Source organism: Anabaena sp. FACHB-1391 (assembly GCF_014696755.1).
GTDB classification, from domain to species: Bacteria; Cyanobacteriota; Cyanobacteriia; order Cyanobacteriales; family Nostocaceae; genus Dolichospermum; species Dolichospermum planctonicum.
The window spans coordinates 36,543-51,079 of sequence record NZ_JACJQS010000035.1 but is presented as its reverse complement, the minus strand read 5'-3'; the positions used below and the strand labels follow the sequence as shown (position 1 = coordinate 51,079).

The window sequence follows — 14,537 nt, the reverse complement described above, 5'->3', positions numbered from 1 at the left end:
GAAATAGTTGATAAAGTTATTTCTGTTGCTCTCGATTTGATGAATCCTCAACATTTAAAAAATTGGTTCACTAATTGTTGTTACTGTACCTCATAACACCGGGAAGTGCTGTATCTTTCGCTTCAATGACAGCAATTTGGATATTAGGTTTGTAATAAAGAATATAATCAGCGCGTTTACTTTCACCCCTATGGACCATTTTCCCCCTTACATAAATCTGTCCTGCGGTAAAAGTGACTTCTTCACGGATTTGGGTGTGTAGATCCCACCCTGCGGTTTGTACTATGGCAGGAGTAATGTATTTAGTACAGATGTCGCGCTCACTGAGGGCTTTCTTGTCAAAGTCCATAAAATTGATTATTGTGATGTCTTCAGCACATATATTACCTATTGTATCAGTAACCGCAATTTTGACAATCACTTCCCCTGACATTTAAAAAAAATTGTCTTGAGATTGTAAATTTTTGTAAAATTGATGTCTTTAAAACTAGAAATATGCCTACTAGATAGCTAAACTAACAAAAAGTGCATCTGTACTGTTAACGATCAAAATTGTCAATGTGGCACAATAGCTTGAATGATTCCAGTTCAACTTATCATTAAAAACTTTCTCAGTTACCGTGATGCAGCTTTAGATTTTAGCGGTTTGCATACGGCGTGTATTTGTGGTTCTAATGGTGCGGGAAAATCTTCTCTTTTAGAAGCTATCACTTGGGCAATTTGGGGTGAAAGCCGTGCTAATGTTGAAGATGATGTAATTCATGCTGGTGCAAAAGAAGTCCGAATTGATTTCACTTTCCAAAGTGGTCAGCAAACTTATCGGGTAATTCGCAACCGGGTCAGGGGTGGAACTAGCATTTTAGAATTTCAAATTGAAACTCCTGCGGGGTTTCGTCCTTTGACGGGTAAGGGTTTAAAAGCCACTCAGGATGTAATTCTCGAACATATTAAGTTAGATTATGAGACTTTTATTAATTCTGCTTATTTGCGTCAAGGGAAAGCCGACGAGTTTATGCTCAAACGTCCCACCGAACGTAAGGAAATTTTAGCGGAATTATTAAAATTAAATCAGTATGATGAGTTAGAAGAACGAGCCAAGGACAATTCTAAACTTTTCAAGGGACGAGGGGAGGAATTAGAACGTTCTTTGGAAAACATCAAAATTCAACTCCAAGAACGAGAAACAACGGAAAACCAACGGGCTGAGTTAGAAGCGCAACTACAGGATTTACAACAGGTACAAACTTTTGAGAATAACCAATTACAAAGTTTACAGGTTATTCAACATCAAAGACAAAATTGGGAACAACAATTAAATTTTGTGCGCCAACGATATGATAATTTTAGCCAAGATAGCGATCGCTTAAAACAAGAACAATTATCTGTTAAATCCCAATTAACAGAATTAGAAAAGATTTTAAGTCAACAAAATGATATTCAAGCCGGTTATACTCAATATCAAAATTTGCGATCCCAAGAAGAAATTTTTGCGGCCAAATTTGAACAACATACCCGCGCTACCAATTCAAAACAACAAAAACAACAACAGCTATATAAACAAATTCAAGATTTAGAACGCCAATTGCAAAAAGCTGAAGCAGAATTAGCAGCTTTGGAACAGCAAGAACTAGAAATTGTCCAAACTCTGAGTAAATCTGGAGATATAGAAACAGCTTTATTACAATTAAATAACGCCCGTCAGCATTTAGCTAATTTAGATCAATTGCAAATGCAAGTAACACCATTATTACAACAAAGGGCAAGTTTGCAAACTCAATTAGATCGGGATCATGCTACTTTAGTAGCACGGTTGGAGCAAATGCAAGCTGCGGAAAAGAAATTAGAAAATCAATATCATCGTCAACCCCAAATAGAAAAAGCAATAACAGAGGTAGAAACGAAAATTGAAGAACTAGATAAAAAGCGAGTTTATCTGCAAAGAGTCAAGGAAAAAGGACAGGAAAGACGACATTTTTTTGAACGTTTACAAGCTCACCAAAGAGATTATGAAAAGTTATTAGCAGAACTAGAACAAAAACTGCAAATGTTACAAAATCCCGATGCTACTTGTCCTTTATGTGAACGTCCTTTAAATGAACATCATTGGAGTCGAGTTGTTGAAAAAACTCAATCAGAATATGAAGATACCCAAGGACAATTTTGGGTAGTACGGGAACAAATTGCGGTTTCAGATCGGGAAATTCAGGTACTCAGACAAGAATATCGGGAAATAGACCAAAAGTTATCTGGTTATGATTTATTGCGGGAACAACGGGGACAATTAGCAGCACAGTTACAAGCTATAATGGATGTCCAACAACAATTAATACAAGTTATTTCCGAAAAAGAACAGTTAGAAATTTGCTTACAAACTGGTGATTATGCACCGGAAAAACAAGCAGAAATTCAAGAATTAGATCAATATATTCAACAACTTAATTATAGTGAACAAGATCACGCCCTCGCTCGGAATGAGGTAGAAAGATTGCGCTGGGCAGAAATTAAACAAGGAGAAATTAAAGAAGCAATAAAAAGGCAGAAAAAACTAGCAGCTAGAAAACCAGAATTGACAGCAAATATTACTCAATTAAAATTGCAAATTCAACAGGAAAAAACTGATTCTGATGGTGCGAGAGAAATCGCTAGTCTAGAACAGCAAATTGCGGAAATTGGCTATAGTTCAGAACAGCATAATTATCTGCGTCAAAGTGTGCGTCAAGGGCAAAGTTGGCAGTTACGTCATCAACAATTATTATCGGCACAAGAACAAGATCCCCAACTAAGAAATAAATGGCAAGATTTAGGAGATTCATTAGCAAGAGTTGACAAAGAAAGAGAAATATTAACTCAACAAATTGATGATATTGTCAAACAATTAACTGACAGTGCTAACCCCACAGTGCAAATTAATAATTTAGAACAGCAAATAGCAAATCGCAGACGAGAACTAGATAATAAAATCTCTCATTTGGGACAATTAAAACAAATGTCGCTGCAATTGGAAACTTTACAAAATCAATATGAACAAGAAATAGAACAATTGCAAATTTGTAAACAGCAACAGCGTGTTTATCAAGAATTAGCTCAAGCTTTTGGGAAAAATGGGATTCAAGCTTTAATGATTGAAAATGTTTTACCCCAATTGGAAGCAGAGGCCAATCAATTACTTTCTCGATTGAGTGCAAATCAATTTCACGTCCAATTTATCACCCAAAAAGCCGGACGTAGTGGCAAATCCAGTAAGAAAAATGCTAAATTAATAGATACATTAGATATTTTAATTGCTGACGCTAGGGGAACAAGGTCTTATGAAACTTATTCGGGAGGAGAAGCTTTTAGAATTAATTTTGCTATTCGTTTAGCTTTAGCCAAATTATTGGCACAAAGAGCAGGGGCATCATTACAATTATTAGTAGTAGATGAAGGTTTTGGTACTCAAGATGGGGAAGGATGCGATCGTCTAATTGCTGCTATTAATGCCATATCATCTGATTTTGCCTGTATCTTAACTGTAACTCATATGCCCCACTTAAAAGAAGCGTTTCAAGCCAGAATTGAAGTGAGTAAAAATCAGCAAGGTTCACAGTTACAATTATTAATGTAAACTCAGATCCCCGACTTCTCCAATAAGTCGGGGATCTATATTCAATTATCTACTCATGCTGAGATTAATTACTGACTTTGACGGTCCAATTATGGATGTTTCAGAACGATATTACCGTGTTTATCAGTTGTGTCTAGAGAAAACCCGATATCCGGGACAAACAATTACAGAACTTTCTAAAGCCGAATTTTGGCAACTGAAGCGATCGCATACTCCTGAACTTCAAATTGCGTTAAAATCGGGTTTAGATGCCCAACAAGGGCAAAAATTCACCCAAATCCGCAAACAAACAGTCCATACTCTACCCTACTTCCAATATGATACCTTGATCCCCACTGCATTACAAGCACTTAGTAAAGTTCAGGCTGCTGGTGTTGATTTAGCTGTAATGACTATGCGGAGGGTACGAGAATTAGACTATGCTTTTGGTCAGCACAATTTAGGTGAGTTTTTCCCGGAAAACCGCCGTTATTGTCTCAGTAATGACTATGTAAAAACCCGTGATGTCGAAGATAAACCTTTATTAATGGCTAAAGCATTAGCCGAACTCCCCCCTGCGGCTGATACTTGGATGGTAGGGGACACAGAAGCCGATATCGCGGCCGCCAAAAAACATGATATTAAAATTATTGCTGTTGAGTCTGGTATCCGCGATCGCACCCAACTAGCATCATATCAACCTGATATGATTCTTCCAGACTTAAAAACTGTGGTGGATTATCTCTTTAAGTAGTAGCGATAAAAATAATGGGTAATCGGCCATTAACCAATTACCCATTAACTAACGTAAAAAGCTACTTACTAACCAGATTAATATGAAAGTCAAAAGCGTTGAAAATTGATTCGCTGTCAAATTTATCAATGGTAATAGTAGTGGTAATATCCAGCCAGCAATTAAACCGCCCGCAATTAAGCCGATAATTAAACTAACCAGCGTGAATAAAACTGCTCGACCAAATTTGCCTTCCTTGCGATTGAGGAAGTAAACACCAACACCCACCCCAACTACCAATGCCAGTTGCAAAACCTGCTCAGTATCACCGGGATAAAACAGACTAATCGCACCCAAACCCAGATAACAGACCCCTGGTAATAGCACATCGGTCAATGTTGGCCTATCCAAACTTCTTTGTAGCCATTCAGGAGCTTGTTGGTTCGGGGTTAAACCTGCTTGGGGAATAGAACGAACTCGCATCTCTGGAAATCGGATTCGCTCAGGTACTTTGATTTTCCCTTCTTGGCGCATCCGCAGGCGCTCCATTAAAATCGCATCATAAGCTGCTTCAATGACTTCTCGGCTATTACTCTCACCACCATATTTTTCTAATAGGCGATTTCGAGCTTCCTGAATTTCATCGAAGCTTGCGTCTTCTGATACCCCAATTTTTTCGTAGGGACTTTGATCACTCATGGGAGTTTATTACTTCAGCCTTAATTCAGCGGCACTCTTTATTTTGCAAGAAAACAACTTTAGGTTTTATATTGATCAAAACAAATCCAAAAAACGAAATTTACACAGAATACTCAACCTAAAATAAATAGGAGATTTTACTGCTTGCTTCTGTGGCTTTAAACCAGCCCGCGGACGGGTTTAAAGCCACAGGAGTAAATTTCGATCTGGCAATGGGTATGCAATAATTCTACACCAAATCATAAAAACCAGCACAACCATATAACTCAGAACCTTTTGTTTAAGTTTTAGTTCTAATTTTAGGGAGTGCATGATCTCCAACACTTGTGTATATTTTTATTATACAAAGGATTCCATATTTAACGTTTAATTGTCAAGATTTGGATCATATACAGCAGCTTTGAGGGGTAAAACCCTTTAGCTGCAAGGCTTCGTGATTCCAACTTTTACCTCATTGACTTGCAATATGCTGTATCTTGAACTAATTAGACGAATTATTTTATCCCTTGAGGACAATACTAGCATGAGTTTGTTTAATTGATCCAAAAATGATCTAAAAATTTATTTAATTTATCAAGAATTGCCGCAATGCCCCATTCCTCTATAGGGTGGGGAGCGTCAATCAAATAATCTGGATCATCATCTGTGTCCCCTGTAGATATTGAATTACTGCCAAAGTAGAACCTGGGTTCTTAGGCAATCATGTTTGTTAATGTTATGAACTTTTGTGAAAAATAATGGTCATGGCTGCTGCCAAGGTTCTTGTAGTTGACGACGATTCTGCGGTTCGGAATTTAATCCAACGTTTTTTGCTGCAACAAAATTATCAAGTAGAGTCCGCCGAAGATGGTAAAATGGCCCTAGCCGTATTTGAGCAATTTAACCCCGATTTGGTGATTTTGGATGTGAATTTACCAGATGTAGTTGGCTTTAATCTCTGTCAAGAAATGCAAAATCGTAGTGGTGTATTTGTGCTACTGCTGACTAGCAGGACAGATGAAGCCGATAAAATTCGCGGTTTTTCTAAGGGTGCTGACGATTACCTGACCAAGCCATTTGGTTTGGGAGAATTAGAGGTGAGAGTAGCCGCAATTTTGAGGAGACAGCGGGTTGTAGCTAATACAGAACAGCAGCGCTTAGTCTTTGAAAAGGTCATAATTGATTCTGTGCGACGGGAAGTAATGGTTAATAATGAGACCATCCCTTTAACAGCGCTGGAATTTGACTTGTTACATTTTTTAGCTAGTCATCCAGGCCGGGTTTGGCGAAGGGCCGAACTCATCCAACAAGTTTGGGACTATGAATACGTCGGGGATCAAAGGGTTGTAGATGTCCATATTGGTCAAATTCGCAAGAAAATTGAGTTAGATCCCAACCAATCAACGTTAATCCAGACGATACGTGGTGTAGGGTATAAGTTTGAATGCCCCACTTCACCGTAAAACTAGTTTTAATCAGATTACCATCTGTGAACTTTAACCACTTCCACATCTGAAAGGGGTGGGAGTGGTGACTAAATTTACGCGGTTAGCCTAACTTTTTGGTTGATTTGAGTACAGTTGTTAACCGTCTGTTCCTTCTGTAGCGCCGTTAATGGATTTCCAGGCTTGTAAACCACCTACAAGTTCGGCTACTGTTGTAAAACCAAGGAATTGTAAGGTTCTGACGGCTTGTGCTGCTTGGCTGTCATTTTCACCATAAATGTAAATTTGGCGTTCTCTATGTAAGCAAGTTTGGGCGCGATGTTCTAAGTCATTGAGGGGGATAGAAATTGCCCCGGTGATGCGGCTATGATTATAGTTTGAGCGATCGCGCACATCAATAATTGTAAAAGCAGGTTGTCCCCATTGCAGATTGGTCTTTAAGTCGTTAACATCAGCAACTAAATTAATACTCATAAGCTTTTCGTGCTGTCTAATCTATAAAAAATTTAGCAAATATCCCCTATTAATTCTTATTTCTTTAGAATGACAGCAGAATTTAGAAATTAATTTTTTGCAATCATAATATTGTAGGCTAATGTTTTCTAGATTTAGAAAATACTTAATTTTTAATTTTAATTCCTCATGATGGTATCTACTATTCAAGCTTTACCAACAGAAGTTGTATATTTAATTACGGCAGGAGAAGTAATTGACTCTTTGGTGGCCGTTGTCAGGGAGTTAGTAGAAAATTCCCTAGATGCTGGTGCAACGCGCATTGTAGTTTCTTTATGGCCACAATTATGGCGAGTTCGGGTAGCTGATAATGGTTGTGGTATGAATTTGGATGATTTGCAACAAGCTGCAACTGCACACAGTACAAGTAAAATTCATTCTAGTGCAGACTTATGGAAAATTAGCAGTTTAGGATTTCGTGGTGAAGCACTACATAGTTTAACAACGTTAGCAAATTTAGAAGTTTTAAGTCGTCCTTTAGGAGGAAGTGAAGGCTGGCGAATTGTTTATAATAACGAAGGGGAAGTAACAGAAGTAAATATTGCTGCTATTGCCCCTGGTACCGTGGTGACAGTGAATAATTTATTTGCTAATTGTACAGCCCGTCGTCAAGGTTTACCCGCGACAAATCAGCAATTAAAAGCTGTACAAGGGATAATTCAACAAATAGCTTTATGTCATCCTCATGTTCATTATCAAGTGTGGCAAAATGACAAAGAATGGTTTACAATTTGTCCCGCACCAACCGTGGGAAAATTAATTCCGCAAATTCTTCCTCAAGTCCGACAAGATGATTTATATGAAGTGAATTTAGAAATACCAAATCTGGAAAATTCGTCTTTACATTTAGTGATAGGTTTACCAGATAGATGTCATCGTCATCGTTTGGATTGGGTGAAAGTGGCAATTAATGGCAGGATAATTAAATCACCAGAATTAGAACAGAATATCTTATCAGCTTTCCATAAAACATTACCACGCGATCGCTATCCCGTGTGTTTTTTACATTTGCATATTCCTCCTGAGCAAATTAACTGGAATCGCCACCCAGCCAAAACAGAAATATATCTGCATGATCTACCTTTTTGGCAAGAACAAATTACCGCAGCTATCAACAAATCTCTGAGGATTTCCGAAACTAATATTAAAGAATCAGTTCACACTAGCAGAATTAGTAATTTATTAAAAGTAGCAGAATCTAAAGGTGAATATAGATTCAATTCTCAAAATTCTCAAAATTCTCAAAATTCTGAAAACAATGAAACTCAAAACCATTTAAAAGCAATTGCTCAACTGAGTAATACTTATATAGTTGCTGAACATTCTGGGGGAATGTGGTTAGTAGAACAACATATAGCCCATGAACGAGTATTATATGAACAATTATGTGATCACTGGCAATTAGTACCTGTAGAAACCCCAATTATTATTTATCAATTATCACCAGCGCAGGTTTCCCAATTAGAACGTATTGGTTTAGATATAGAACCATTTGGTGATAAAATTTTTTGCGTGCGGAACATCCCAACCATGTTAAAACAAAGAGAAGATTGTGCTGAGGCAATTTTAGAATTAAGTTGGGGGGGAGACTTACAAACTGCTCAAATTGCAGTTGCTTGTCGGAGTGCAATTCGTAATGGCACAAAAATGAGTTTACCAGAAATGCAGACCTTATTAGATAATTGGCAACGTACCCGCAACCCGCGCACTTGTCCCCATGGTAGACCAATTTATTTATCTTTGGAAGAATCAGCACTAGCGCGGTTTTTCCGACGTAATTGGGTAATTGGGAAAAGTCATGGGATTTGAAGTATTTTTTAACCGAACGGATGATAATATTAATATATTAGTTGATGAGATAAAAAATTATGTCAACAATGCAACGGGAGTCAGAATTATTGTTAAAGATTAATCAGGGTATTCCGTTAGATATTCAAAAATCTTACAACAATTTAATCGCTAAAAGAGATGTAAAAACTCTTAGCAATGATGAATATAAAGAATTATTGCGCTTAACTGAACAGATTGAAAAACAGCAAGCACAACGGATTGAATATTTAGCAGAGTTAGCGAGTTTAAAAGGAATTTCGCTGAATACGTTGATGGAAAATTTTGTCTTTTTATAATCGCTGAAGTAACTCATCATACTCAGCATGAGTACCTATCCAAAACCAGTAGATATGATCTTCCTCTAATAATCCGAGAACGCGATAGTTGATTCCCACACGAGCGGAGTATATTGGTTGACGCTGACTCACTTTTTTAAACTGAAGACTATTATGATAAGGGTCAAAACGCCACAAGCGGTATGTTTTAGTTGCTTGTTTCCTAACTGTTGCAGGAAGTTGACCAAGTTGCTGACGAAATGTATTTGTTACGCTTGACTTCATGGTTGAGGGGGAAAAACTTCATCGAGAGGAGTAATCTCACCAGATGCTATTTCCTGACGCACCATTTCAGCTATACTATCCCACTGATTATCTGTTGTAGCTGCAAAACGAATTTTCCAACCTTGCTCATTTTTGATTTCTGCGAGAAGACGGGTAGCAATTGCATTTTGTTCTTCTGCTGGTAATTTTTCAATTTCTGAAATAACTTGCTGTAGTAATTCAGTCATGGTTTAGAAATTTGAATTGCCTTTTACTAGCTATGATATCAAGTATTTGAATTAATAATGCGCTTTGCTGCCCTTATGCGCCTCACAACCCCAAAACAAGCGATACTTACGGTAAGCTTCGCTAACTCTCCCTTAATTTACATCTATCAAGCATCTAACACGCTGCTATACTGAGTTTATTTGATTTTACTTGTCAAATTAAGTTAAATTGTCAATAATAGAATTAACTCAATAAATAAATGAAATCAAATGTATATCAAGAAGTTACAAGTATTTAATTATAAGTCTTATTACGACTCTGGAGAAATGGAATTTTCACCAGGTGTCAATATTATTGTTGGACGAAATAATGCAGGTAAAACATCTTTACTTGAGGTACTGACTTTGGATTTTGAAGATCATCCGCATAGAAGTATCAAGACATTGCCAAATAAAAGTTCGAGGTTAGAAGAAAAATCGAGAATAGAAATTATTTGGAATATTGAAAAAGAAGAATTACTAAGTTTTATGAAACAGATGTCTCCTGATCTTGGTATTCCAGCACCTAAATTAGATGAAAATTATCTTGATATGATTAGCGATATAAGCGATATAATTGATCCTGAAGAAGGTGAACAAAAATATGAAGAACATCTATACGAATGTTTGCTTGAAGCTTTTACTGAATTTAAAGATTTTTTAGAAAATTCTACTTTTATAGAAATCAGTTTAATAATTTATAGAAATGTCATTTTAGATAATATCAGCCTCAGAAAATTTCTTAATTTTGAATCATATAATGAAGATTTCCATAAAAATTTTTACAAAATCAAGTTCGATAACAACAAAATTATTCTCGAACTCAAAGAATTTTACAATTATGATTATAATTATTACGAATCAAAATTTGTCACATATGAGGGAAAAATTAATGAAAGCATAGGTAAGAAGTTATTCGATATTTTTGTAAGTCGTATTTATAAGTTTAAAGCTGAACGTTTAAATATTGGTACTTATAAACTTAACATTCAGAGAACTGAAGTTATAACCAAGAGTGAATTAGAACCAGATGCTTCTAATCTTGCTGAAGTTCTTTTTAGATTAAATAGTGAAAATCGTGGAATGTTTGATTATTTTACTGAATTAGTTTCAAATATTCTGCCTGAAATAGAGTCAATTACTGTAGCATTAAGAGATAATTCAGATTTGGAAATACTGGTTTGGAATAAAGATAGTATTAAACATCGTAGAGGTGATTTAGCACTACCTCTATCTTCATGCGGAAGTGGCGTTAGTCAAGTCTTAGCAATTGTATATATCCTAGTTTCTTCTATTCACGAACCTAGAACAATAATTATTGATGAACCACAATCATTTTTACATCCAGGTGCAGCAAGAAAGCTGATAGAGACTATTAAACAATTTCCCCAACATCAATATTTTATTGCTACTCATTCACCAGAAATTATTACAGCAGCTAATCCATCTAATATTATTAAACTGCAATGTGAAAATTGTCAAACAACTGCATTAAGAATAGATACAAAAGATATAGAATCACAAAATGAAATATTAGATGAACTGGGAATTAGATTATCTGACGTTTTTGGTGCTGATAATATCCTTTGGGTAGAAGGTCCGACTGAGGAAAAATGTTTTCCGTTGATATTGGAAGAATTAGCCAAAATTCCCTTGAGGGGGCTTAAAATTTTATCTGTTAATAGTACAGATGCTCTTTTGGATGGAAAACATTCTGATCTTGTTGCTGAAGTATACAAAAAACTTACAACTGGAGCAAGTTTATTTCCACCAGCAATTGGATTTATATTTGATAGAGAAAATAAGACAGAAGCAAAGATTAAAGAATTAGAAAAGAGAAATTTTACATTTTTGAATTTACCCATGTATGAAAATTATTTACTGAATGCAGAAGCCATATCAGCAATAATTAACCAAGAGGCTAAATGGCTAGAGACACCCAAATTCAAGAATATCTGGATATTATTAAGCAGGAAAAAAGCAATTTACTTCCAGGTATCAAAAAAGAAGACGTTTCTGATGATAATTGGTTGTTGAAGATTCACGGGGCGAATATTCTTGAAAATTTGTTTCAAAAATTCTGTCAGAATCTATTAGAATTTAGAAAAACTAAGCATTCTTACAAACTTACCGAATGGCTAATTAAACATCAGCCAGCATTCTTATCTGAACTAGCAAAAGAGTTAAAAGAATGTTTGAGTAAACATAATTAACTAAACATCTTGAATATTTCTCTTGTTCTCTTCCTCTGCGCTCTCTGTGCCTCTGTGGTTCGTTAAAAATTCAATCCCCCTACAAACAACAACTTATAGCCAATTCCGCATTCTTCATCAACGTCTCCTTATCAAGAGTCGAAACCGGATATTGAGGAGTTACCCGCAATAAATTTTCCACCCTCTCCCGCGCTGCTTCCACCACTGCTATATCCAAACTACCATTATTTAAACTAGCAGAAAAATCCTCAGCTATTTTATATGTCCGTTCCAAAGAAGAAGAATTGATATTGCGAGAAACGATAAACAAATCACAACCAGCATCAAAAGCCCGCGCTACCGTTCCCGTTTTCATAAACATTTCTGATACAGCTTTCATATCTAAATCATCGGAAACTATCACACCTTGAAAACCTAACTCCTCTCTTAAAATATCATTTAAAATGATTTTAGATAACGTTGCTGGTACTTGTGGATCAATTTGCGGAAACAAAATATGTGCTGTCATGATTAACGGAATTTGTGCCTGAATTAATGTTTGAAAAGGAATCAATTCCCGGTTTCGTAAATCTTCCCAACTCAAATTTAATATTGGTAATTCCAAATGGGAATCTGTGCTAGTATCTCCATGGCCAGGAAAGTGTTTAGCACAACCTAAAATTCCCTCTTCTCGCAATCCTCGGTAATATTCCCGCACACATTGACTAGTTTTTTCTGGTGTAATTCCAAACGCACGCGGTCCAATAATTGGGTTTTGAGGATTTGAGAAAATATCCGCAACCGGAGACCAAGAAAGATTAATTCCCAGAGATTTTAATTCTCTAGCTGTGGCTTTAGCAACTTCAAAAGCGTGAGATTGTAATAAATAAGCATGAGGGAAACGGGTAATGGGTAAAGGAGTCCGCACTACTCGGCCACCTTCATGATCTAAAGTAGTAAACATGAAATCACGTTCGGTATATTGACGAATTTCATCAATGAGGTTTTTAAAGTTTTCTAACCAAATTGTATAGGGTACACCGTCGAGGAAATTTTTCCCGAAAAAGATGACACCAATGGGTTTTAATTCATTTAATACCCGTTTATCATCATCATTTAAAGTAGTTCCAGAAATACCCAAAATTAGATGATTACCAAAGCTTGGTGATGATTGAGATGTTGACATAATTAGTTTGATTAGTTGTTTTGCAGCTAAACTGGATCAGAATATGGATTCTAACTCTTGTGGGGTGGGCTTCTAGCCCGCCCAAATATATACAAAATATATAAATTAGGTACTTTTTAGCTGATCAATCAAAAGCTCCTGGCAATTTATCATTTTATGATAGCAAATAGATCCACTCTATAAAACTTATCCAAAACTACCCAAGTATAGACATATCTGGATACCGATAATCATAGTACATTCCGGCAAGTTTGTCTACATCTGGCTAGAATTTAAGTTACAGTTTCCAACCCCAACTTCTTCAAGATGTCGGGGATTTAAGGATGATTTTTACTAAAACCGAGAAACCAAGATCTCGCTTTTTGTATTAGCCAGATATTGTGTTTTTGGTGACAATGGTTTCAAGGTCATTTGTGGCGCATTTTGTTGTAAAACCACAGCCTGATAAGCTACGACTCCAGTATGTTCACTATCGAGACAACGAGCCGCTGTTCGAGATAAATCTAGGCTTCTGGGTGCAATGTAGGGGCCACGGTCATTAACACGCACAATTACGGATTTATTATTTTCTAAGTTTGTGACTTTTAAGTATGTATTAAAAGGTAGGGTACGATGGGCAACTGTGAAATCATCTTGATTATATATTTCACCATTTGCTGTTAAGCGACCATGAAAATAGCCGCCATACCAAGAAGCTAATCCAGAAAGTTTTGTGGTTGAAGACTCTAATCCATACATTGCCATTTGTCCTTGTATTAGCGTCAAGGGTTCGGTATGCAGGGCTATGCGGAGATTGTTACTCCATTCCAGGGCTAATATGTCACCGCTGCGACCAAGTTGAGCGGACAGTTTTCGTTCAATTGCAAATAGTAAGCGAGTACCTACCATGAGGGACGGAGTTTTATCCACTAAACCAGGTTGTATTTCTGTAGGTTGTACTTTTGGTGATTTCACTAATTGCTGTAAGCGGTTTTGTAAAGCATTAGCTGTAATGCGATCAGGGAGTCTAGCAACAAAGTTGTTATTAACCCATACTTCATAATTAGATACACTACGCTTGACAATTAATACTGGTGCATAATCGTAACTGCCATTTTGCTCTACTGCATTGTTAATGACATTAAAGAAGCTTTGGAGCGATCGCACAACAGTAGGAGGTGAAAAATCGAGTTTGGGAACACTAAACTGGGTGAATTTAACTAATACAGAGTTAGTAACATTTTTCCAAGGAGTTTGTGCAGCTATATTTTCTGGCACAGGGGAACAAAATTTTGTTTCTTTGGCCTTGAATGTTGTCAAATCTGGGATAATGGCGGCATCTCGATGTGATGCTAATTGTTTATTTATCCAATCAAAAGTGAAGAGAGTTTTTGATATGAAGATTTTTTGCCAAGCATTTTTATGTTGTTGAGCATTTGTCAAAAATTGATGCTGATCCTTGACTAAATTAGCTGTAAATTGTGTTGGGGATGCCAACCCCATTGGTAAAGCTGTCAACATGAAAGTACCACCCGTAAAGGATGTTAACCATAGTATTCCGTTTGATATCATAGTTTAGTTATTGTGGAAATA

At 36.5% G+C, this 14,537-nt stretch carries 13 protein-coding genes; 6 read left to right on the top strand and 7 right to left on the bottom strand.

Annotated features, from left to right (window positions below):
• Positions 1-70: 70 nt before the first annotated feature.
• Positions 71-349, bottom strand: coding sequence for a hypothetical protein (locus H6F62_RS15885; RefSeq protein ID WP_199306448.1), 279 nt, complete (start codon positions 347-349; stop codon positions 71-73).
• 228 nt (positions 350-577) lie between these two features.
• Here H6F62_RS15885 and sbcC point away from each other — a divergent pair, with 228 nt between their 5' ends.
• Together sbcC and H6F62_RS15875 are read left to right on the top strand one after the other, a co-directional pair.
• Positions 578-3,604: an exonuclease subunit SbcC gene (gene sbcC, locus H6F62_RS15880; protein ID WP_190372468.1), complete on the top strand. Its 3,027-nt coding sequence runs from the start codon at positions 578-580 to the stop codon at positions 3,602-3,604.
• A 55-nt stretch (positions 3,605-3,659) separates the two neighbouring features.
• The gene (locus tag H6F62_RS15875; protein WP_137908805.1) at positions 3,660-4,337 is read left to right on the top strand and encodes an HAD family hydrolase; all 678 of its coding nucleotides are present in this window, start codon (positions 3,660-3,662) and stop codon (positions 4,335-4,337) included.
• 48 nt (positions 4,338-4,385) lie between these two features.
• Here the strand turns inward: H6F62_RS15875 and H6F62_RS15870 are convergent, their stop codons facing one another.
• Positions 4,386-5,015: a CPP1-like family protein gene (locus H6F62_RS15870; RefSeq protein WP_137908804.1), complete on the bottom strand. Its 630-nt coding sequence runs from the start codon at positions 5,013-5,015 to the stop codon at positions 4,386-4,388.
• 743 nt (positions 5,016-5,758) lie between these two features.
• Between H6F62_RS15870 and H6F62_RS15865 the strand changes: the two genes are divergently transcribed.
• Entirely contained in the window at positions 5,759-6,457 is a 699-nt protein-coding gene (locus H6F62_RS15865) for a response regulator transcription factor (protein WP_137908803.1), read from the top strand.
• Between the two features lie 120 nt (positions 6,458-6,577).
• Here H6F62_RS15865 and H6F62_RS15860 read toward each other — a convergent pair whose 3' ends face one another.
• Positions 6,578-6,913: a rhodanese-like domain-containing protein gene (locus H6F62_RS15860; protein WP_137908802.1), complete on the bottom strand. Its 336-nt coding sequence runs from the start codon at positions 6,911-6,913 to the stop codon at positions 6,578-6,580.
• Positions 6,914-7,084: 171 nt separating this feature from the next.
• On the opposite strand from H6F62_RS15860, the gene mutL reads away from it, so the two are divergent.
• Entirely contained in the window at positions 7,085-8,761 is a 1,677-nt protein-coding gene (gene mutL, locus H6F62_RS15855) for a DNA mismatch repair endonuclease MutL (RefSeq protein ID WP_137908825.1), read from the top strand.
• A 59-nt stretch (positions 8,762-8,820) separates the two neighbouring features.
• Entirely contained in the window at positions 8,821-9,078 is a 258-nt protein-coding gene (locus tag H6F62_RS15850) for a hypothetical protein (RefSeq protein WP_236097159.1), read from the top strand.
• Here H6F62_RS15850 and H6F62_RS15845 read toward each other — a convergent pair.
• Positions 9,073-9,342: a hypothetical protein gene (locus H6F62_RS15845; protein ID WP_190372467.1), complete on the bottom strand. Its 270-nt coding sequence runs from the start codon at positions 9,340-9,342 to the stop codon at positions 9,073-9,075. The two genes, H6F62_RS15850 and H6F62_RS15845, sit on opposite strands and share 6 nt — an antisense overlap.
• On the bottom strand, positions 9,339-9,569 hold the full coding sequence (locus H6F62_RS15840) for a hypothetical protein (RefSeq protein WP_137908800.1): 231 nt from the start codon (positions 9,567-9,569) through the stop codon (positions 9,339-9,341). The genes H6F62_RS15845 and H6F62_RS15840 overlap by 4 nt, the downstream gene beginning before the upstream one ends.
• Positions 9,570-9,875: 306 nt before the next feature.
• On the opposite strand from H6F62_RS15840, the gene H6F62_RS15835 reads away from it, so the two are divergent.
• Complete coding sequence (locus H6F62_RS15835; protein ID WP_242026035.1) at positions 9,876-11,624, top strand: AAA family ATPase; 1,749 nt, start codon at positions 9,876-9,878, stop codon at positions 11,622-11,624.
• Between the two features lie 255 nt (positions 11,625-11,879).
• On the opposite strand, the gene nagZ is transcribed toward H6F62_RS15835, so the two are convergent.
• Both nagZ and H6F62_RS21255 read right to left on the bottom strand, forming a co-directional pair.
• Complete coding sequence (gene nagZ / locus H6F62_RS15830) at positions 11,880-12,965, bottom strand: beta-N-acetylhexosaminidase (protein WP_190372466.1); 1,086 nt, start codon at positions 12,963-12,965, stop codon at positions 11,880-11,882.
• 333 nt (positions 12,966-13,298) lie between these two features.
• The gene (locus H6F62_RS21255) at positions 13,299-14,516 is read right to left on the bottom strand and encodes a septal ring lytic transglycosylase RlpA family protein (RefSeq protein ID WP_137908798.1); all 1,218 of its coding nucleotides are present in this window, start codon (positions 14,514-14,516) and stop codon (positions 13,299-13,301) included.
• Positions 14,517-14,537: the final 21 nt, after the last annotated feature.

What these genes read in the sequence shown, in the direction of transcription:
- H6F62_RS15885 (WP_199306448.1), bottom strand. Translation starts at nt 349, where the DNA reads ATGGACTTTGACAAGAAAGCCCTCAGTGAGCGCGACATCTGTACTAAA.
- sbcC (WP_190372468.1), top strand. Translation starts at nt 578, where the DNA reads ATGATTCCAGTTCAACTTATCATTAAAAACTTTCTCAGTTACCGTGAT.
- H6F62_RS15875 (WP_137908805.1), top strand. Translation starts at nt 3,660, where the DNA reads ATGCTGAGATTAATTACTGACTTTGACGGTCCAATTATGGATGTTTCA.
- H6F62_RS15870 (WP_137908804.1), bottom strand. Translation starts at nt 5,015, where the DNA reads ATGAGTGATCAAAGTCCCTACGAAAAAATTGGGGTATCAGAAGACGCA.
- H6F62_RS15865 (WP_137908803.1), top strand. Translation starts at nt 5,759, where the DNA reads ATGGCTGCTGCCAAGGTTCTTGTAGTTGACGACGATTCTGCGGTTCGG.
- H6F62_RS15860 (WP_137908802.1), bottom strand. Translation starts at nt 6,913, where the DNA reads ATGAGTATTAATTTAGTTGCTGATGTTAACGACTTAAAGACCAATCTG.
- mutL (WP_137908825.1), top strand. Translation starts at nt 7,085, where the DNA reads ATGGTATCTACTATTCAAGCTTTACCAACAGAAGTTGTATATTTAATT.
- H6F62_RS15850 (WP_236097159.1), top strand. Translation starts at nt 8,821, where the DNA reads ATGTCAACAATGCAACGGGAGTCAGAATTATTGTTAAAGATTAATCAG.
- H6F62_RS15845 (WP_190372467.1), bottom strand. Translation starts at nt 9,342, where the DNA reads ATGAAGTCAAGCGTAACAAATACATTTCGTCAGCAACTTGGTCAACTT.
- H6F62_RS15840 (WP_137908800.1), bottom strand. Translation starts at nt 9,569, where the DNA reads ATGACTGAATTACTACAGCAAGTTATTTCAGAAATTGAAAAATTACCA.
- H6F62_RS15835 (WP_242026035.1), top strand. Translation starts at nt 9,876, where the DNA reads ATGGAATTTTCACCAGGTGTCAATATTATTGTTGGACGAAATAATGCA.
- nagZ (WP_190372466.1), bottom strand. Translation starts at nt 12,965, where the DNA reads ATGTCAACATCTCAATCATCACCAAGCTTTGGTAATCATCTAATTTTG.
- H6F62_RS21255 (WP_137908798.1), bottom strand. Translation starts at nt 14,516, where the DNA reads ATGATATCAAACGGAATACTATGGTTAACATCCTTTACGGGTGGTACT.